The organism is Caulobacter sp. DWR2-3-1b2, assembly GCF_049896345.1.
Classification (GTDB): domain Bacteria; phylum Pseudomonadota; class Alphaproteobacteria; order Caulobacterales; family Caulobacteraceae; genus Caulobacter.
Genome location: NZ_JAFCUC010000006.1, coordinates 42,924 through 61,421 on the forward strand (window position 1 = coordinate 42,924; position 18,498 = coordinate 61,421).

Here is an 18,498-nt window from a genome sequence, read left to right on the forward strand (position 1 = left end):
GTTCGGCTTGGGAGAACCGACCTGGTCCGATCTGGACAGTGCTTAGATAGCATCGATCTAAACGGCGTCAAGATAATCTTTGCAGCGTTTAGATGGATTTTAGGAACGGATGGAGTAACAGTGTCTGGGATGACAAAGTCCGCCTCCAAATCCTTGGCGCCAGAAGCCCGGCCCTATCACCATGGCGACCTCAGCCGCGCCTTGGTCGAAGCCGCCCAACGCATTCTTGAGAAGGACGGCCCGGCCGCGCTTTCGCTCCGGGCCGTGGCGCGCGAAGCCGGGGTCAGCCCTGCCGCGCCCTATCATCATTTCAAGGACAAGGGCGAGCTGCTGGAGGCCGTCGCGCATGAGGGCTGGACAGCGCTTGACGCGGCCCTGACCGCCGCCCGCCAGAAGGCCGCCGACGCCAACGAGCGAATGACCGGCCTGGGCGTGGCCTATGTCTGCTTCGCGCGCGACAACCCGGCGATCTATCGGGTGATGTACGACTGCTCGCGCGACAAGGATTCGCTGCCCGATCAGCTGAAGGACGACGGCGCCTATTGCCAGGTGCGCAACACGATCGACGAGCGCAGCGGCGGCACGGTCTCGGAGATCGACCTGGAACTGGCGACCATCGCCGCCTGGTGCGCTGGGCACGGTTTGGCCGAGATGATCGGCTTCAAGCAGTTCGATCCGTTGAAGGAGGCCCTTGGCGGCGAAGAGGCCTTTCTGCGCGCGGTGTTCGAACATCTGGGCATGTTCGCCAGGCTCGACCAAGGCTAACGCGGCTTGGCCTTCGCCACGCGTTTCGCGCCTTCCCCGACCGGCCTGCTGCATCGCGGCCATGCCTTCTCGGCCCTGACCGCCTTCGAGGCGGCGCGGGCCGAGGGCGGGCGGTTCGTGCTGCGGATCGAGGATATCGACGCCACGCGGAGCCGGCCGGACTATGACGCGGCGATCCTGGAGGACCTGGCCTGGCTGGGCTTGGCCTGGGAAGTCCCGGTGCGCCGACAGTCCGAGCACCTGGCCGGCTATCGCGCCACCATCGAGACCTTGCGCGCCAAGGGCCTGGTCTACCGCTGTTTCCGGACCCGCAAGGAGCTGGACATTGGCCGGGCGCCGCACGAGCCGGGGACGCCGTTCTCTGGCGCGCGCCTCCCGTCCGCCGAGGAAGCCGCGCGGTTGTCGCGAGGCGAAGCCTTTGCCTGGCGGCTGTCGCTGGACGCGGCCCGCTCGGCTTTGGGCGGGTTCGACGGCTTGAGCTTCGTCGAACACGGCGCGGGCCCCCACGGCGAGACCGGCCTGATCGCCGCCCGCCCCGAGTTGGCCGGCGACATCATCCTGGCCCGCAAGGACGTCGGGGTCGCCTATCACCTGGCCGTGGTGCTGGACGACGCCCTGCAGGGGATCACCCAGGTGATCCGCGGCCAGGACCTGTTCGAGGCCGCCCACATCCAGCGCCTGCTTCAGGCCCTGCTGGACCTGCCGACCCCGTCCTATCGCCACCACCCCCTGCTGACTGGCCCCGACGGCAAGCGCTACGCCAAGCGCGACAAGGCTCAGACCCTGCGCGACCTGCGGGCGGCAGGGGTGACGCCGGCCCAGCTGCGGGCGGAGATGGGGTTGGACTGAACCCGTGCTTGCGGCCATGGCGGCCCCGTGCTGCTGTCGCCCCGTTTTGAAAGCGAGGGTGACATGCGTCTGATCCTGGGAGCAGCCCTGGCTGCGAGTGCGTTGACCATGGCCAGCGGCGCCCACGCCGCCGCGCCGAAGTTCACGCCAGGCCCGTGCGCCGGCGACTACAGCGGCGTCGCCAACACGATCCAATGCGGTGTCCTGACCGTCGACGAGACGCGCGGCGGACCCGGCGTGCGCCGCGTCGCCCTGCCGGTGACCATCGTCAAGGCCAGCGTCCCGAGGCCCGGCGCCGTGCCGGTGATCTTCCTGCATGGCGGCCCCGGCGGCGGCGTGGTCGAGACCCTGGGCCGCACGCTGCGCAGCCCGGTCGCCAAGGAACTGGTCGGGGTCGATCAGGACTGGATCTTCTTCGACCAGCGCGGCGGCGGCCGCGCCTCGCCGGCCCTGGACTGCGGCGAGGTGGCGCTCAACGACGCCGGCCCGCTGAACGACGCGGCGCAGCAGCAGCTGGTCGCCTGCGCCCAGCGCTTCACCGCCTCGGGCGTCGACCTGAGCCAGTACAACGCCGAGGAAGTGGTCAAGGACATCCAGGACCTGCGCACAGTCCTGGGCCTGAAACAGGTTGACCTGATGGGTGTGTCCTACGGCACCCGCATCGCCTTGGCCGTGGTCAAGCACGCGCCGCAAGGGGTGCGGGCCGTGGTGCTCGACTCGCCTTGGACGCCGGAGGCCAAGTGGGCGCAGGGCGGGCCGGAGATGGTGTCGGACGCCGTGAAGGAAATCTTCAAGCGCTGCGCCGCCGACGCCGCCTGCCACGCCAAATACCCGCACCCAGCCGCCGATCTCGACGCCTTGGCCGGCCGCCTCCTGGCCGGTCCCCAGACGATCAACGGCCAGGTCTATAGCGCCGACGACCTGGGCGGCTTCCTGATGGACGCGGCCTATAGCGGCCCCGACGCCCGCGCCCTGCCCGCGACGGTCACCGAGTTCGCGGCCGGCGACATGGCCCGGCTGGACGAGCAGATGGCCGGCCGCAGCGGCTATGCCGAGGCCCAGCACCTGACCCATCTGTGCAAGGAGGAATTCCCCTTCGAAAGCGAGGCGGCGATGCGCCAGGGCGCCCAGCGCGACCCGGTCGCGCGGCTGCTGGAGGCCTCGATGGGGCGCTATTTCAGCGTCTGCAAGGCCTATCCCGTCGGCGCGCCCGACCCGGTCGAGGCCAAGCCGGTCAGCAGCGCCCTGCCGACCTTCTTCCTGGCCGCCGAGATCGACCCCGGCTGCCCGCCCGACGTGGCCAAGGCGGCGGTCGGCCGGTTCAGCCAGGGCCAGCTGTCGATCATCCCCAACACCACCCACGGCGTGTTCCGCAGCAGCGCCTGCGCCCGCAAGATGATCCGGGCCTTCCTGGCGGATCCCACCGCGCCGGTGGATCAGAGCTGTCTGCATCCCGAGCATGACCGGTTCGTGTTCGACCTGGACTAGAAGTCCTCCCCCCGTGGGGGAGGTGGTCGCGCAGCGTCCGGTGGGCGCCCTGTTGAGGCTTAGCCGGATTCGGCCCGGGTCGTTTCCGACGACGCCGACGGCGGGCGGGGCCTGCAACGCCAGGCTCCCCGGACACGCTGAAGTAACCCCCCCCTCCAGCCCAATTCCGCTCGATCGTCCCCCGCCGCCGCATCGGTCGCTGGCCATGCGCCCTTTCCGGTGCGGCGAGGTGAGATCAGGATACGGGAGGTTTAGCTGCGCCAGCGGTTGTGACGCTGACTATTTTTAGGGCTCTGATATTGCTGTGGTTGTGGTTCGGGATCATGGGGATGGAGCCGCCTCGATCCCCCTTGAGCGCCCCCCTTTTCGAACCCTCTCCCATGGGTAGAGGGTTCAAGAATGCCAGAACCCAAGCCCCATCCCGCCGCAACGGCGAGGCCGCGCCTTAAAGCCTTGATGGCGAGCTTGCGCCGAAAGCAGACGCTCTAGTGGGCCGAGAAGGGTGGCTAGCGGACGTTCACCCGACTTCGTGATCTGTCCTGCGAGCGAACACTGTAGCGGGCTGGAACGACCCGAATGAAACGGCACTCAGGAACCGGTCCCTGCCCGGCGAAAGCACGACCAGCCGCACATCTTCCACAGCCATCCCTTTCATCGCCGAAACATATTCGTGGCGGTTGACGATGTCGGTCAGCAGGATCGTGCCGGAAGGCCGGGTGACCCGAACCATTTCCTTCAATGCCGACAGCCGGTCCCCGGCATCCTCAAGATTGTGGAGGACCCAACTCGACGAGACGACATCGAAAGAACCGTCCGCGAACGGCAAGTGACGAGCATCGGCAGTTTCGACCTCAACCCGGTCAGACACCCCCGCAATACGAGCATTGTTGATCGGTGCGCCCGAGACGTTGGCTGACTGGTCGTTTGCAGACCAAATATCCACGCCAATCGCTCGGCCAGTGGTCAGTCGTCTGGCTGCCCCGATCAGCATCAGACCCCGACCGCAACCCACGTCCAGAACCTGTTCGCTGCCCCTCCATTCATGAAGATCGAGAATGGCCTCGGCATCACGAACCTTGTCGACAAGACTTCCCCGGATCATCAGCGCAAACATAAAGAGGGCGTAGATCGCGGGAATCAGAACGATGCTGCCGATCCAAACTCCCAGAGCCGGGGGCGCAAAGACGAAGGTGCCTACGCTGGCCGAAGCCAGCGCCATGCCCGCCAGCAAGAACGCGCGGACGAGACCCGGGGCATCAATCCCGAAGTGAGGTTTCTTCGAACTGTCCATTCGCTACTTCCGATCACGACAAGCCGCCGCCATAGCGCTTGCCGACGATGTCTTGATTGACCGCGTGGATGTCCGCAACGGGTCGGAAGCCGACATCATGCCCCGCGCGAACAACAGACCACAGACGGCGCGGGGGCCTCTCCCCCCACCCCACCCTTGACTCTCTCCCCCGCCGCGCCGAAACCCCGGCCCTATGATCAGCCGTTATTCTCGCCCCGAAGCCGTCGCCATCTGGTCCAGCCAGACCAAGTACAAGATCTGGTTCGAGATCGAGGCTCACGCCGCCGACGCCATGGCCGAACTGGGGGTCATCCCCAAGCGCGCCGCCGAGACGATCTGGGAGAAGGGCCGCGACGCGGTCTGGGATAGCGACCGGATCGACGAGATCGAGCGCGTCACCAAGCATGACGTCATCGCCTTCCTGACCCATGTGTCGGAGATCGTCGGCCCAGAGGCGCGGTTCCTGCACCAGGGCATGACCAGCTCCGACGTGCTGGACACCTGTTTCGCCGTTCAGCTGTCCAAGGCCACCGACCTGCTGATCGAGGACGTCGACCTGCTGCTGGTCGCGCTGAAGCGCCGGGCGCTGGAACACAGGATGACGGTGTGCGTGGGCCGCAGCCACGGCATCCATGCCGAGCCGATCACCTTTGGCCTGAAGCTGGCCGGCTATTATGCCGAGTTCCAGCGGGCTAAGGAAAGACTTGCGATGGCGAAGTTCGAGATCGCCACCTGCGCGATCTCCGGCGCCGTGGGCACCTTCGCCAATGTCGATCCGCGGGTCGAGCAGTACGTGGCCGACAAGCTGGGCTTGGTGGTCGAGCCGGTCTCGACCCAGGTGATCCCGCGCGACCGTCATGCGGCCTATTTCTGCGCCCTGGGCGTGGTCGCCTCGTCGGTCGAGCGGCTGGCCACCGAGATCCGCCACCTGCAGCGCACCGAGGTGCTGGAGGCTGAGGAGCCGTTCGAGATCGGGCAAAAGGGCTCGTCCGCGATGCCGCACAAGCGCAACCCGATCCTGACCGAGAACCTGACCGGCCTGGCCCGGCTGGTCCGCTCGGCCGTGACCCCGGCCCTGGAGAACGTCGCCCTCTGGCACGAGCGCGACATCAGCCACTCGTCGGTCGAGCGGGGCATTGGGCCCGACGCCACCATCCACCTCGACTTCGCCCTGCGCCGCCTGGCCGGGGTGATCGAGCGCTTCAACATCTATCCCGACAACATGGCGCGGAACCTCGACAAGCTGGGGGGCCTGGTGTTCTCGCAGCGCGTGATGCTGGCCCTGACCCAGAAGGGCGTGTCGCGCGAGGACGCCTATGCCGCCGTGCAAGGCAATTCGATGAAGGTGTGGCGCGGCGAGGGCCGGTTCATCGAGTTCCTGAAGGCCGACGAGGTGGTGTCCAAGGCCTTGTCGGACGCCGAGCTCGAGGAATTGTTCGACTACGGCTACCACACCAAGAATGTCGACGTGATCTTCAAGCGGGTGTTCGGCGAGCAGGCTTAGGTCCTTGTCCCTCCGGGAGGGGCGCAAGGCGGGCTTCCCGGCGGTCGTCGACGCGCGCACGCGCGTCCTGATCCTGGGCAGCCTGCCGGGCGACGCCTCGCTGGCGGTCGCGCAATATTACGGCCATCCGCGCAACGCCTTCTGGCGGTTGCTGGAGGGGGTGCTCAAGACACCGCTGGTCGCCCTCTCCTATGAAAGCCGCCTGACCACCCTGCTGTCGCGCGGCGTCGGGCTGTGGGACGTCATCGCCGAGGCGAAGCGCCCCGGCAGCCTCGACGCCGCCATCGTCGACGCCGAGGCCAACGACCTCGTGGCGCTCGTGGGCGCCCTGCCCGCCCTGCGCGGCGTGGCGTTCAATGGCGGCGCGGCGGCCAAGCTCGGCGGCAAGCTGCTGGGCGCCCGCCTGCCCACCCTGGCCCTGCCCTCCTCCAGCCCGGCCCACGCGGCGCGGTCTTTCGATGACAAGCTGGCGCTGTGGAACGCGATGAAGGCCTGGCTGGACTGAGCCACGCTACCATAGACGACTGACGCCGAAACCATCGAACACCGACTCGTTGGACACCAGCGTCATGGCCTCTGCGATCGCCTGGGCGATCAGCAAGCGGTCGAACGGATCCTTGTGCGGAATATCCATGGCGCCAGCCCGCTCGGCGTGACCGAGCGTGATCGGCAGGGGCATGAAGCCGCGCTCGGCGACCACGCGCGTGAAGTCGGTGGCGAGCGGCGCCGCCGAGGGCAGCTTGCCGAGGCGGAATTTGGTGGTGATCTCCATGGCCGAGACCGCCGAGACATGGACGGCGTTGCGCTCGTCCTCAATGGCCGCCCGGATCGGCGGCGACAGGTTTTCCGATCCCGCGACGAACCAGATCAAGGCATGGGTGTCGAGCAGGAGGTTCAAGCGTCGTCGCCGTTCCAGAGCGCCAACTCATCGTCGGGCAGCGGCTCGAAAAAGCTGTCGTCGAGCGCGACTTGGCCCCTCATCGAGCCGAATACCCGCTTGGGGCATGGCGGCTTGGCTGGCGTCAGCGTGGCCACCGGCGCCTTGCCGCGGGCGATGACAACCTCGCCGCCGGCCTCGACCTCGGCCAACAGGCGAGAGAGGTTTGTCTTTGCATAGTGAATAGTGACAACGGTCATGGGCGCCTCTCCTAGCTAACTAACTTAGCTAAGGCAGTTGAAAAGGCAATATGACGATATCGCCGAACATTACCGCATTTTAATCAGCGCGCCGTCTCCGACTAGGGCAGCATTCGCCGCCTATAGGGAAAGAGGTTTTTCCGCACATGCGCATGATCCTGCTGGCCGCCGTCTCGGTGCTCGCCATTTCGTCCACCGCCGCGTTCGCGGCCGATCCGGCCAAGCCGATGTACGGCGCCTGGGGCGTCGATCTGACCGGCGGCGACCCGAAGGTGTCGCCGGGGACCGATTTCGACAAATACGCCAACGGCGCCTGGGAGGCCCGCACCGAGATCCCCGCCGACCAGGGCTCGGCCGGGGTCGGCTACGATGTCTACAACCGCTCGCAGGACCAGCTGCGCACCCTGATCGACACCGCCGAGCCCTCGACCCAGATCGGCGCGCTGTTCAGGAGCTTCACCAACGAGGCCAAGGTCGAGGCGGCGGATGACAAGGCGCTGAAGGTCGACCTGGCCAAGGTGACAGCGATCGCCACCAAGGCTCAGTTCGTCCAGACCCTGGGCCGCGCCCATGGCGGCTTCGGCGGCGACATCTTCTCGCTGGACATCGCGCCGGACGCCAAGAACCCCGAGATCAACGTCCTCTATATCGGCCAGTCGGGCCTGGGCCTGCCGGACCGCGACTATTATCTGACCGACACCTTCAAGCCGCAGCTGGCCGCCTATACGGCCTTTGTCACCCGCGCCCTGACCATGGCCGGCCACCCCGCCCCGGCAAAGGCCGCCGCAGATGTCGTGGCCTTCGAGACCGCCATCGCCAAGGCCAGCTGGCAGGTCGCCGACCGCCGCGACATCGACAAGGTCTATAACCCCACCACCGTCGGCGAGCTGGCCACCTACGCCCCCTTCCCGTGGGCCGCCTATCTGGACGCCTCAGGCCTGCCGGGCCAGACCAAGGTGATCCTGGGCGAGAAGACCGCCGTGCGCGATATCGCCAAGGTCTATACCGACACCCCGCTTGAGACCCTGAAGGCCTGGCAGACCTTCCACGTCATCATGGAAACCTCGCCCTACCTGTCCAAGCGCTTCGTCGACAGCCGGTTCGAGTACGTCAAGGCCCTGTCCGGCCAGTCGGCCCTGCGGCCTCGCTGGAAGCGCGGCGTTCAGCTTGTGGACGGCAGCCTGGGCGAGGTGGTCGGCCAGACCTATGTCGCCAAGTACTTCCCGCCCTCGTCCAAGGCCCAGATGGTCGACCTGATCGCCAATCTGAAGACCGCCATGGCCGCCCGCATCCAGGCGGCGACCTGGATGAGTCCGGCCACCAAGGCCGAGGCCTTGACCAAGCTGTCGAAGATGAGCGTGATGGTCGGCTATCCCGACAAGTGGCGCGACTATTCGGGCCTGAAGCTCAATGTCGATGACCTGTACGGCAATGTCGTCGCCAGCCGGGCCTTCGAGTGGGCCTATGCGCGCGATGACCTGGGCAAGCCGGTCGACCACGGCAAGTGGGGCATGACCCCGCAGACCGTCAACGCCTACAACGGCGGGCTGGAGAACAAGATCGTTTTCCCGGCCGGCATCCTGCAGGCGCCCTATTTCGATCCGGCCGCCGACCCGGCGGTGAACTATGGCGCGATCGGCGCAGTGATCGGCCACGAGATCAGCCACGGCTTCGACGACCAGGGCCGCAAGATCGACGCCACCGGCAAGCTGCGCGACTGGTGGACCGCCGAGGACGCCAAGCGCTTCGACGCCCAGGCCGATGTGCTGGGCAAGCAGTACGACGCTTATGAGCCTGTGCCTGGCAGCAAGATCAACGGCAAGCTGACCATGGGCGAGAACATCGCCGACCTGGCCGGCCTGCAGGTGGCGCTGGACGCCTACCATACGTCGCTGGGCGGCAAGCCGGCCCCGGTGATCGGCGGACTGACCGGTGACCAGCGCCTGTTCCTGGCCTTCGCCCAGGCCTGGCAGGACAAGACCCGTCCCGATTCGCTGAAGCAGCAGATGGCGTCCGACCCGCACTCGCCGTCTTCGTTCCGGGTGATCGGCCCGACGCGCAATGTCGACGCCTGGTACGACGCGTTCGGCGTCAAGCCGGGCGAGACCTACTACCTCAAGCCCGAGGATCGCTCGCGGGTCTGGTAACGCCTAAAAACAAAAGGGCCGCCCCGGTGGGGCGGCCCTTTTCGCATCTGGAAGGCGGCAGGCCCTACGCGCCGGCGATGATCTGACCGCGGGCCACGGCCAGCAGTTCGTCCATCTTGCGACGCACCTCGCCCTCGCCGACATTGACGCCCGAACCCTTGAGATCGCCGGCCACCTTGCGCAGCACATCCTCGTCGCCGGGCTGCTCGAAATCAGACTTCACGACGGCGCGGGCATATTCCTCGACCGTGGCCAGGCCCATCAATTCGGCCGCCCATTCGCCCAGCAGGCGGTTGCGACGGGCGGTCGCCTTGAATTCCTGATCCTGGTCGTGCGCGAACTTGCGTTCGAAACCCTGTTCGCGTTCGTCGAAGGTGGTCATGAAAGCCCCAATAGTCTCTAAGCGCGCTGCATATCCCTTGCCGGGCCAGTGGGCAATCACAAGCAACGCCGCAGCGCCTGCAATCCGGTCACAATCCCGAGGCCACGACTAGGGCCGTTTGCGCCAGGGACCGCGTTCGGCTAGTTTCGAGAGGACATTTTTCGTGAGCGGCCTTGAGTCGAACGCCGCGCGCCGCCATCCGCCGCGCGCGCTTTTCGTTTCTTCGGGCCGGGCGCGCTTCGCATTCAGAAGGGCCTCGACGAGAGCCATGACCACCCGCCGCAAGAAGATCTACGAAGGCAAGGCCAAGATCCTGTACGAGGGTCCCGAGCCCGGCACCCTGATCCAGTACTTCAAGGACGACGCCACGGCGTTCAACGCCCAGAAGAAGGCCGTGCTCGAAGGCAAGGGCGTGATCAACAACCGCATCAGCGAGTACATGATGACTCGCCTGAACGCGATCGGCGTCCAGAACCACTTCATCCGCCGCCTCAGCCTGCGCGAGCAGCTGATCAAGGAAGTCGAGATCATCCCGCTCGAGGTGGTGGTGCGCAACATCGCCGCTGGCTCGATCGCCACGCGCCTGGGCCTGGCCGAGGGCACGCCTCTGCCGCGCTCGATCATCGAGTTCTACTACAAGGACGACAAGCTGGGCGACCCGATGGTCTCCGAGGAGCACATCACCGCGTTCAACTGGGCCGCCACCCAGGAGATCGACGACATGATGGCCATGGCCCTGCGGGTGAACGACTATATGAGCGGCCTGTTCAGCGCCGTGGGCATCACCCTGGTGGACTTCAAGATCGAGTTTGGCCGTATCTATGAAGGCGACTTCAGCCGCGTGATCCTAGCCGACGAGATCAGCCCCGACAGCTGCCGCCTGTGGGACTCGACCACCAATGAGAAGATGGACAAGGACCGCTTCCGCCGCGACCTTGGCAATGTCATCGAAAGCTATACCGAGGTGGCCCGCCGGCTCGGCATCATGAAGGAAATGCCCACCGTCATCCAAGGCGGCGTGGCTTAGCCTAAGAACACCTTCTCCCAGAGGGAGAAGGAGGGGCTTGCGACGAAGTCGTGGGAGGATGAGGGGTTACGCCCTTCCCGTCGTGCCGGCACGCCGTCTGACGCCTTCACCCCTCACCCTCCCATGCTGCGCATGGGTCCCTCCCTCTCCCCTCCGGGAGAGAGTGAAAAGGTCAGGAAAGACATGAAAGCCAAGGTCCAAGTGTTCCTCAAGCCCGGCGTCCTCGACGTCCAGGGCAAGGCCGTCGAAGCCGCGCTGCACGGCCTGGGCTGGGCCGATGTGTCGGGCGTACGGGTCGGCCGCACCATCGAGTTCGACGTCACCGAGACCGACCCGGCCAAGGCCGAGGCCGAGGTCAAGGCCATGTGCGACAAGCTGCTGGCCAATACCGTGATCGAGAGCTACGCGATCAACTTCGGCTAGGTCGCGCTTAGCGGCAAGACGCCGAACCCTTGTCGACCAATGTGCTGGGCGCGCGCAACTGGCTGAAGTTCGGCGCGCCCTGCACGCCCCAGCCCGGGGCTGTGCTGGTGTTCTGGCGAGTCTCGCCGGGCGGCTTCCTGGGCCATGTCGCATTCTATGTCGGCGAGGACGCCACCAGTTTCTTCGTCTTGGGCGGCAACCAGTCCGACAGCGTCAGCGTCGCACGTCTAGCCAAGGACCGGCTGCTGGGCGCCCGCTGGCCCGCGACGGTGCCGATGGGCGCGGCCGAGGCGCGCATGGTGACCAGCGAGACGGCATTTTCAGTCGACGAACACTGATACCCTAGCGAAGCTAGACCATCGCCCCCATCCTCTTGCCACAGGCTGATGGGAGCGACAGCATGAGCGCGGACTGGCAACTGGCGGAGGTCAATATCGCCCGCCTTCGGGCGCCGATCGACGACCCGACGATCAAGGACTTTGTCGACAGCCTCGACCGGGTGAACGCCTTGGCCGAGGCCTCGCCCGGCTTTGTCTGGCGATTGAAGGGCGAGGGCAACAGCGCCGTCGATCTGCAGCCCTACGAAGACCCGATGATCGCCATCAACATGTCGGTCTGGATCGACATCCAGTCGCTAGGCGCCTTTGTCTATCGCGGCGACCATTTGCAGATCATGCGCCGCCGCGCGGAATGGTTCGAGCGCATGGACGTCTTCATGGTGCTGTGGTGGGCGCCGGCCGGTCACCATCCGACCATCGATGAGGCCAAGTCGCGCCTGGCGCTGCTGGAACAGCACGGCCCGACGGCCGACGCCTTCACGTTCAAGATCCCGTTCCCCTCGCCCGACGCGGCGCCGGTGGAGCCGGTGCTGGACAAGTGCGCGTAGCAGGCGTTCGCAGCCGCCCGGACGCCCCCTCCGTCACGATGCGTATTCGCATCGCACCACCTCCCCCGCCGCGCGGGTTAGGAAAGCTGACCTTCTCCTCCCTCGTGAAACGGGGGAGATGGCGGGCGTAGCCCGACGGAGGGGGCGTCGGCCACCGAACGGGCGCTGACAACCCACGCGAACGATGCTACAGGCCCGCGCCATGAAAGCCGCCGTCGTTGTCTTCCCCGGTTCCAATTGCGATCGTGACTGCAAGGTCGCCATCGAGCGCTCCGCCGGCGCCCGCGTCGAGATGGTCTGGCACCAGGAGACGGCCCTGCCGGACGACCTGGACCTGATCGTCCTGCCCGGCGGCTTCTCATACGGTGACTATCTGCGCTGCGGAGCCATGGCGGCCCAGAGCCCGGTCATGAAGGAAGTGGTCAAGGCCGCCAGCAACGGCGTCGCCGTGGTCGGGATCTGCAACGGCTTCCAGGTGCTGTGCGAGGCGGGCCTGCTGCCCGGCGCCTTTCTGCGCAACGAGAAGCTGAAATATATCTGCAAGCCGGTCGAGCTCGATATCGTTAACGGCCAGACCCGCTTCACCGCCGAATATGGTGAGCAGCGCGAGGCGGTGATGACGGTCGGCAACGGCGAGGGCAACTTCTTCGCCGACGAGGATACCCTGGACCGCCTCGAGGGCGAGGGCCAGGTGGTGTTCCGCTACAAGGACAATCCCAACGGCTCGGCCCGCGCCATCGCTGGCATCGTCAACGCCGGCGGCAATGTGCTGGGCCTGATGCCCCATCCCGACCGGTCGTTCGACCCCGACCTCGGCTCGGCCGACGGCGCCCTTCTCTTCCGCAGCGTGTTCGCCAGCGCCTGATCTGAATCTTCTCCTGCCCCACATAGCGGGGGAGGTGGCGCGGCGCCGATAGGCGGCGTGACGGAGGGGGCCTTGCGGCTTATCCGGTCCCAAAAAGCTCGGCGCTGGAACGCCCCCTCCGTCACGATGCGTAGTCGCATCGCGCCTCCTTCCTGGTTTCACGGGGGAAGAGAGCGTGCGATCCTCTCCGCAAGGTTGGCTGCTGGGGGATTCACATGAAAACGATTCTGTTACTCGCGACCGCGAGCCTGCTGCTGGCCGGAGCCAGCTTCGCGCAGACCGTGGCTCCAGGCAGCCTGCCCAGCGAGACCCCCGACGTCTTCAAGCTCGCCACGGATCGTCTCGACTACGAGCGGCGCGACGTGATGATCCCGATGCGCGACGGGGTGAAGCTGCACACCGTCATCCTCGTGCCCAAGGGCGTCAAGCGCGCGCCGATCCTGCTGACCCGCACCCCCTATGACGCCACGGCGATGACCTCGATCAACGCCACCACCCACCTGGCCGACGCTATCGACGGTTACGACCACCCGGTCGATGTGGTGATCGAGGGCGGCTACATCCGCGTCGTCCAGGACGTTCGTGGCAAGCACGGCTCGGAAGGCGACTATGTGATGAACCGGCCACTGAAGGGGCCGCAAAACCCGACGCAGGTCGACCACGCCACCGACACCTGGGACACCATCGACTGGCTGGTCAAGAACATCCCCGAGACCAATGGCAAGGTTGGAATCCTGGGCATCTCCTACGACGGCTTCACCACCCTGGAAGCATTGTTCAATCCGCACCCGGCCCTGAAGGTCGCCGTGCCGATGAACCCGATGGTCGATGGCTGGATGGGCGACGACTGGTTTCACAACGGCGCCTTCCGCCAACAGAACATGCCCTATATCTACGAGCAGGTCGGCAGCCGGAAGAACGAGGAGAAGTGGGCCTCGGGCGTGCATGACGACTACGACCTCTTCATGCGGGCCGGCTCAGCCGGGGCGCTGGGGTCGCAGATGGGGCTGGAACAGACCGGCTTCTGGCGCAAGATTCTGGCCCACCCGGACTATGACGCCTTCTGGAGCGACCAGGCGGTCGACAAGCTGCTGGGCAAGGAGCCGCTGAAGGTGCCGGTGATGGTGGTCGCTGGCCTCTGGGACCAGGAGGACATCTACGGCGCGGCCGCCGTCTACAAGGCGATCGAGCCCAAGGACACCGCCAATGACAAGGTGTTCCTGGTGCTGGGGCCTTGGAACCATGGCCAGCAGATCCACGACGCCGCCAGTCTGGGCGCGATCAAGTTTGGCGCCGACACCGCCCTGCAGTTCCGTCAGGACGTGCTGGGCCCGTTCCTGGCCCACTATCTGAAGGACGACGCCCCGGCCATGGACGTCGCGCCCGTCACCGCCTACGAGACCGGGACCAACCGCTGGCGCAAGCTGGAAGCCTGGCCTTCGGGCTGCGCCAAGGGTTGCGCGATCACCCCCACCCCGCTCTATCTCCACGCGGGCTTCAAGGCCGACTTCGTCGCGCCCCAGGCCCGAGAGGCCGCCGGCGAGGCAACCAGCGACGCCTATGTTTCCGACCCGGCCAAGCCAGTGCCCTATCGTGCTCGCCCCAGCCAGCCGACCGGCTACGTCCCGCCCCTGACCTGGACGCAATGGCTGGTCGATGACCAACGCGAGGCCTCGGGCCGCACTGACGTGCTGACCTACACAACCAATGTGCTGACCGCGCCGCTGAAGATCAGTGGCGAGCCGATCGTCAACCTCACCGCGGCGACCAGCGGGACCGACGGCGATTGGGTGGTCAAGCTGATCGACGTCTATCCCGACGAGGTCCCCGGCGATCCAACGATGGGCGGCTATCAACTGCCTGTGGCGATGGACATCCTTCGGGGCCGCTATCGAGAGGGCTTCGCCCAGGCCAAGCCGATCAAGGCCAATGCGCCGCTGGGCTACCGCTTCGCCCTGCCCAACGCCAACCACGTGTTCCTGCCCGGCCATCGGATCATGGTCCAGGTGCAGTCCAGCTGGTTCCCGCTCTACGACCGCAACCCGCAGACCTTCGTGCCCAACATCTTCCTGGCCAAGCCGGCCGATTACCAGAAGGCGACGGAGACGGTGTTCCATGCGCCGGGCAAGGCCAGCTTCGTGGAACTGCCGGTGGTGGGGAAGTAGGGCTCAGATCCTCCCCCACAGGGGGACAGGCTCAACGCCGGCTCAAGCTCTTGATCTTCACTGGTTGATCGAGGATCTGGCCCTTCATGTAGGGATCGTCGGCCTTGGTCACGGTCGGCGCGTCATGGATCTTGCGAACCACATCCATGCCCTCGACCACCTTGCCGAAGGCCGCGAAGCCCTGGCCGTCCTTGTTGCGGGCGCCGCCGAAATCCAGGGCCGGATTGTCGTCCAGGCAGATGAAGAATTCCGAGCCCGCCGTGCCCGGCGCGCCTCGCGCCATCGAGATCACCCCGTCGGTGTGCAGAATCCCCGTGACCTTGGTGGTCTCGTGGGCGATGGCCGGCAGCGGGCTGTCGTCGCGGTTCAGCCCGCCCTGGATGACGCTGATCGTCGCCGGGTTGTTGTCGTTCTTCGGCGAGACCGTTCGGTAGAAGGCGCCGCCGTCCAGCAGATGCTGGTCGGCATAGGCCAGGAAATTGGCCACGGTGATCGGCGCCTTGGCCGGATAGAGTTCGATGACGATCGGCCCCAGATCGGTGACCATTTGCACCCGGACGGGGGCAGCGCCGGCGGCCGTCAGCGGCAGGGCTGCGGTGAGCGCGAGCAAATGGCGGCGAGAGATCATGGAGCGGCTCGCTTCACGTCGGTATGGATGAAGTCATTTCCCTTGAACAACAGGGGCTCGTCCAGGGACTTGGCGAGGGCGTAGGTAAAACTGTCGCCGTAGTTCAGGTCGGCGTCGTGCCGGCCCTTGCCGTAAGTTTGCCGCGCCTCGGCTGCGGCATAGGCCTGCTCCGCCGTCACGGCGACGATCTCGATCCGCAGCTGAGCCAGGTCGCGATTCAACAGCGCGATGCCCGTCGAAACGCTGGTTCGCCGCATATAGACCTCGGCCGCCTCGACATAGGACGCCGCCGACATCCGGCGACGCTTGGCCCGGAGAAGCAACACATAGAAGGTGTCGCGCTCCGGTTCGCGCAGGGCGATGGCCAACAGGGCTGAGGTGTCGACGATCATCCGATCGGTTGACCGTTCTCGTCGTAAAGCTCAGCCTCGATCTCACGCCAGTCGCGAGGGTCGAGAATGGGGCGCGCGTCGAGTTCAGCGAAGAATGCCAGCTTGGCGGCCTCCTCGGCGGCCGAAAGGGCATAGGGCGTTGAAAGCCGCGCCACCTTCTCCACCAACGCCTGATGGATCGCTTCGGTCAAACTTTCCCCTGTGATAACGGCGACCTGGCGAGCAAGGTCTTCGGTCTCCACCCTCTTGATGCTAATGCCCATTCTAGAACCGCCCTTGATGTTTCTAGAATATGGCGGAATCCGCCGGTCCACGCTAGAAGGCCCGCCCATGAGCACCTCGCCCGCCTTCCAGAAGTCCATGGCCGACACGGCCCGCGAATTTGGCCTCAACGCGGAGGAGTACGCCGTCGTCCTCGACCGCCTGGGTCGCGAGCCCAACCTGGTCGAGCTGGGGGTGTTCTCGGTGATGTGGTCCGAGCACTGCTCCTACAAGTCGTCGAAGAACCAGCTGAAGAAGTTCCCGATCACTGGCCCCCGCGTGATCTGCGGCCCCGGCGAAAACGCCGGCGTCATCGACATTGGCGACGGCGACGCCATCATCTTCAAGATGGAGAGCCACAACCACCCCTCCTACATCGAGCCTTATCAGGGCGCGGCGACAGGCGTGGGCGGCATCATGCGCGACGTCTTCACGATGGGAGCGCGGCCGATCGCCTTGCTCAACGCCCTGCGGTTCGGTGATCCCAGTCACCCGAAGACCAAGCGCTTGGTCGAAGGTGTTGTCGCCGGCATCGCCGGCTACGGCAATTGCGTCGGCGTGCCCACGGTCGCCGGCGAGACCAATTTCCACGCGGGCTATAACGGCAACATCCTGGTCAACGCGATGTGCGTGGGCCTGGCCGACGCCGACAAGATCTTCTATTCGGCGGCGCCGGGCGCGGGCCTCTCAGTGGTCTATTTCGGCTCCAAGACCGGCCGCGACGGTATCCACGGCGCGACCATGTCGTCGGCCGAGTTCTCGGAGGACTCCGAGGAGAAGCGCCCCACCGTCCAGGTCGGCGACCCCTTCGCCGAGAAGCTGCTGATCGAGGCCACTCTGGAGCTGATGGCCACGGGCGCCGTCGCCGCCATCCAGGACATGGGCGCGGCGGGCCTGACCTCCTCCTCGGTCGAGATGGCCGGCAAGGGCGGCGTCGGCATCGAGCTGAACATGGACATGGTCCCGCAACGCGAGACCGGCATGAGCGCCTATGAGATGATGCTGTCGGAAAGCCAGGAGCGCATGCTGGCGGTGCTCAAGCCCGGCCGCGAGCACGAAGGCCACGCCATCTTCGAGAAATGGGGCCTGGACGCCGCCGTCATCGGTGTCACCACCAACACCGGCCGCCTGGTGCTGAAGCACCACGGCGAGACGGTCTGCGACGTGCCCCTGGCCCCGCTGTTCGACGACGCCCCGCTCTATGACCGACCCTGGGTGCAACCGGCCCTGCATCCGCGCCTCGACCCCGGCCAGGTCCCCGCCCCCGCCGACTGGACCGCCGCTGTGCTGAAGGTGGTCGGCAGCCCCGACATGGCCTCCAAGCGCTGGCTGTGGGAACAGTATGACCGCCACGTGATGGCCGACACCCTGGAAGACAGCGCCACCGGCTGCGACGCTGGCATCGTGCGCATTCACGGCAAGGGCAAGGCCATCGCCGTGACCAGCGACGTCACCCCGCGCTATGTCCAGAACGACCCCTATGAGGGCGGCAAGCAGGCCGTGGCCGAGGCCTGGCGCAACCTGACGGCCGCCGGCGCGACGCCGATCGCCATCACCGACAACCTCAACTTCGGCAGCCCCGAAAAGCCCGAAACCATGGGCCAGATCGTCCGCGCCACCGACGGCATGGCCGAGGCCTGCCGGGCGCTCGACTTCCCGGTCGTGAGCGGCAATGTCAGCCTCTACAACGAGACCAACGGCGTCGCCATTCCGCCGACCCCAACGGTCGGCGGCGTCGGCCTGCTCGATGACTACGATCTGCGCATGGGCTTCGGCAACGTGGCCGAGGGCGACACGCTGGTGCTCATTGGCGAGACCCACGGTGAACTGGGCGCCTCGATCTATCTGCGCGAGATCCTCGGCCGCGAGGATGGCGCCCCGCCGCCCGTCGACCTGGCTCTGGAGCGCAAGAACGGCGACTTCGTCCGAGGCCTGATCCCCACCGGCCTGGTGGCGGGTCTGCACGACCTGTCGGACGGCGGCCTGTTGATCGCCGCCGCCGACGTGGCCCTGGCCAGCAAGGTCGGGATCACGCTCAACGCCGCCAGCCACGCCCACGCCCATCCCTACCTGTTCGGCGAGGACCAGGCCCGCTATCTGGTCGCCACGCCCGATCCGGACGGCCTGCTGCTGGCGGCCAAGGAAGCGGGCGTCCACGCCAACCTGGCCGGCGTGGCCGGCGGCGACGCCTTCGCTTCGAGCGACCTTTTCAGCATTCCCATTGAGACCCTGCGCGCGGCCCACGAGGCCTGGATGCCGGGCTTCATGAACGCCCCCGCCTAAGGAAA

20 protein-coding genes are annotated in these 18,498 nt (G+C 66.4%); 13 read left to right on the forward strand and 7 right to left on the reverse strand.

Annotation, left to right across the window (positions count from 1 at the left end):
* The first annotated feature begins 129 nt into the window (after positions 1-129).
* From ACP694_RS15725 to ACP694_RS15735, 3 genes are all read left to right on the forward strand, one after another.
* Entirely contained in the window at positions 130-765 is a 636-nt protein-coding gene (locus ACP694_RS15725) for a TetR/AcrR family transcriptional regulator (RefSeq protein ID WP_426013886.1), read from the forward strand.
* A gap of 6 nt (positions 766-771) precedes the next feature.
* Positions 772-1,614 carry a tRNA glutamyl-Q(34) synthetase GluQRS gene (gluQRS, locus tag ACP694_RS15730; RefSeq protein WP_426013888.1) on the forward strand — a complete coding sequence of 281 codons (843 nt, stop codon included), beginning with the start codon at positions 772-774 and terminating at the stop codon, positions 1,612-1,614.
* Positions 1,615-1,677: 63 nt separating this feature from the next.
* Complete coding sequence (locus ACP694_RS15735; protein ID WP_426013890.1) at positions 1,678-3,102, forward strand: alpha/beta fold hydrolase; 1,425 nt, start codon at positions 1,678-1,680, stop codon at positions 3,100-3,102.
* Positions 3,103-3,619: 517 nt separating this feature from the next.
* On the opposite strand, the gene ACP694_RS15740 is transcribed toward ACP694_RS15735, so the two are convergent.
* Positions 3,620-4,393, reverse strand: coding sequence for a class I SAM-dependent methyltransferase (locus tag ACP694_RS15740; protein ID WP_426013892.1), 774 nt, complete (start codon positions 4,391-4,393; stop codon positions 3,620-3,622).
* Positions 4,394-4,586: 193 nt separating this feature from the next.
* On the opposite strand from ACP694_RS15740, the gene purB reads away from it, so the two are divergent.
* On the forward strand, positions 4,587-5,897 hold the full coding sequence (gene purB / locus ACP694_RS15745; RefSeq protein ID WP_426013894.1) for an adenylosuccinate lyase: 1,311 nt from the start codon (positions 4,587-4,589) through the stop codon (positions 5,895-5,897).
* 4 nt (positions 5,898-5,901) lie between these two features.
* On the forward strand, positions 5,902-6,402 hold the full coding sequence (locus ACP694_RS15750) for a DNA-deoxyinosine glycosylase (RefSeq protein WP_426013896.1): 501 nt from the start codon (positions 5,902-5,904) through the stop codon (positions 6,400-6,402).
* 6 nt (positions 6,403-6,408) lie between these two features.
* On the opposite strand, the gene ACP694_RS15755 is transcribed toward ACP694_RS15750, so the two are convergent.
* Both ACP694_RS15755 and ACP694_RS15760 read right to left on the reverse strand, forming a co-directional pair.
* A complete protein-coding gene (locus ACP694_RS15755) occupies positions 6,409-6,795 on the reverse strand; it encodes a type II toxin-antitoxin system VapC family toxin (protein WP_426013898.1) in 387 nt (128 codons plus the stop codon).
* Positions 6,792-7,034 (reverse strand): type II toxin-antitoxin system Phd/YefM family antitoxin, encoded by a 243-nt coding sequence (locus tag ACP694_RS15760; RefSeq protein WP_426013900.1) that lies wholly within the window; start codon positions 7,032-7,034, stop codon positions 6,792-6,794. Before ACP694_RS15760 ends, ACP694_RS15755 begins: the two co-directional genes overlap by 4 nt.
* A 146-nt stretch (positions 7,035-7,180) precedes the next feature.
* On the opposite strand from ACP694_RS15760, the gene ACP694_RS15765 reads away from it, so the two are divergent.
* On the forward strand, positions 7,181-9,181 hold the full coding sequence (locus ACP694_RS15765; RefSeq protein WP_426013902.1) for a M13 family metallopeptidase: 2,001 nt from the start codon (positions 7,181-7,183) through the stop codon (positions 9,179-9,181).
* A 64-nt stretch (positions 9,182-9,245) separates the two neighbouring features.
* Here the strand turns inward: ACP694_RS15765 and ACP694_RS15770 are convergent, their stop codons facing one another.
* Entirely contained in the window at positions 9,246-9,563 is a 318-nt protein-coding gene (locus ACP694_RS15770; RefSeq protein ID WP_426013904.1) for a DUF1476 domain-containing protein, read from the reverse strand.
* Between the two features lie 268 nt (positions 9,564-9,831).
* On the opposite strand from ACP694_RS15770, the gene purC reads away from it, so the two are divergent.
* The 6 genes from purC (at position 9,832) to ACP694_RS15800 (ending at position 14,929) form a co-directional block, all read left to right on the forward strand.
* Entirely contained in the window at positions 9,832-10,590 is a 759-nt protein-coding gene (purC, locus tag ACP694_RS15775) for a phosphoribosylaminoimidazolesuccinocarboxamide synthase (protein WP_426013906.1), read from the forward strand.
* A 183-nt stretch (positions 10,591-10,773) separates the two neighbouring features.
* Entirely contained in the window at positions 10,774-11,013 is a 240-nt protein-coding gene (gene purS / locus ACP694_RS15780) for a phosphoribosylformylglycinamidine synthase subunit PurS (RefSeq protein WP_426013908.1), read from the forward strand.
* Between the two features lie 29 nt (positions 11,014-11,042).
* Positions 11,043-11,351 (forward strand): hypothetical protein, encoded by a 309-nt coding sequence (locus ACP694_RS15785; protein ID WP_426013910.1) that lies wholly within the window; start codon positions 11,043-11,045, stop codon positions 11,349-11,351.
* 62 nt (positions 11,352-11,413) lie between these two features.
* Positions 11,414-11,899: a DUF3291 domain-containing protein gene (locus ACP694_RS15790; RefSeq protein WP_426013911.1), complete on the forward strand. Its 486-nt coding sequence runs from the start codon at positions 11,414-11,416 to the stop codon at positions 11,897-11,899.
* A 202-nt stretch (positions 11,900-12,101) separates the two neighbouring features.
* Complete coding sequence (gene purQ / locus ACP694_RS15795) at positions 12,102-12,764, forward strand: phosphoribosylformylglycinamidine synthase subunit PurQ (protein ID WP_426013913.1); 663 nt, start codon at positions 12,102-12,104, stop codon at positions 12,762-12,764.
* Between the two features lie 215 nt (positions 12,765-12,979).
* Positions 12,980-14,929: a CocE/NonD family hydrolase gene (locus ACP694_RS15800; RefSeq protein ID WP_426013914.1), complete on the forward strand. Its 1,950-nt coding sequence runs from the start codon at positions 12,980-12,982 to the stop codon at positions 14,927-14,929.
* Between the two features lie 31 nt (positions 14,930-14,960).
* On the opposite strand, the gene ACP694_RS15805 is transcribed toward ACP694_RS15800, so the two are convergent.
* Genes ACP694_RS15805 through ACP694_RS15815 form a run of 3 tightly spaced genes read right to left on the reverse strand, consistent with a single transcriptional unit; the run spans position 14,961 to position 16,212 of the window.
* A complete protein-coding gene (locus ACP694_RS15805) occupies positions 14,961-15,557 on the reverse strand; it encodes a peptidylprolyl isomerase (protein WP_426013916.1) in 597 nt (198 codons plus the stop codon).
* A complete protein-coding gene (locus ACP694_RS15810) occupies positions 15,554-15,949 on the reverse strand; it encodes a type II toxin-antitoxin system VapC family toxin (protein WP_426013917.1) in 396 nt (131 codons plus the stop codon). Before ACP694_RS15810 ends, ACP694_RS15805 begins: the two co-directional genes overlap by 4 nt.
* The gene (locus ACP694_RS15815) at positions 15,946-16,212 is read right to left on the reverse strand and encodes a type II toxin-antitoxin system VapB family antitoxin (protein WP_426013919.1); all 267 of its coding nucleotides are present in this window, start codon (positions 16,210-16,212) and stop codon (positions 15,946-15,948) included. Before ACP694_RS15815 ends, ACP694_RS15810 begins: the two co-directional genes overlap by 4 nt.
* 67 nt (positions 16,213-16,279) lie before the next feature.
* On the opposite strand from ACP694_RS15815, the gene purL reads away from it, so the two are divergent.
* On the forward strand, positions 16,280-18,493 hold the full coding sequence (gene purL, locus ACP694_RS15820; RefSeq protein ID WP_426013922.1) for a phosphoribosylformylglycinamidine synthase subunit PurL: 2,214 nt from the start codon (positions 16,280-16,282) through the stop codon (positions 18,491-18,493).
* Positions 18,494-18,498: the final 5 nt, after the last annotated feature.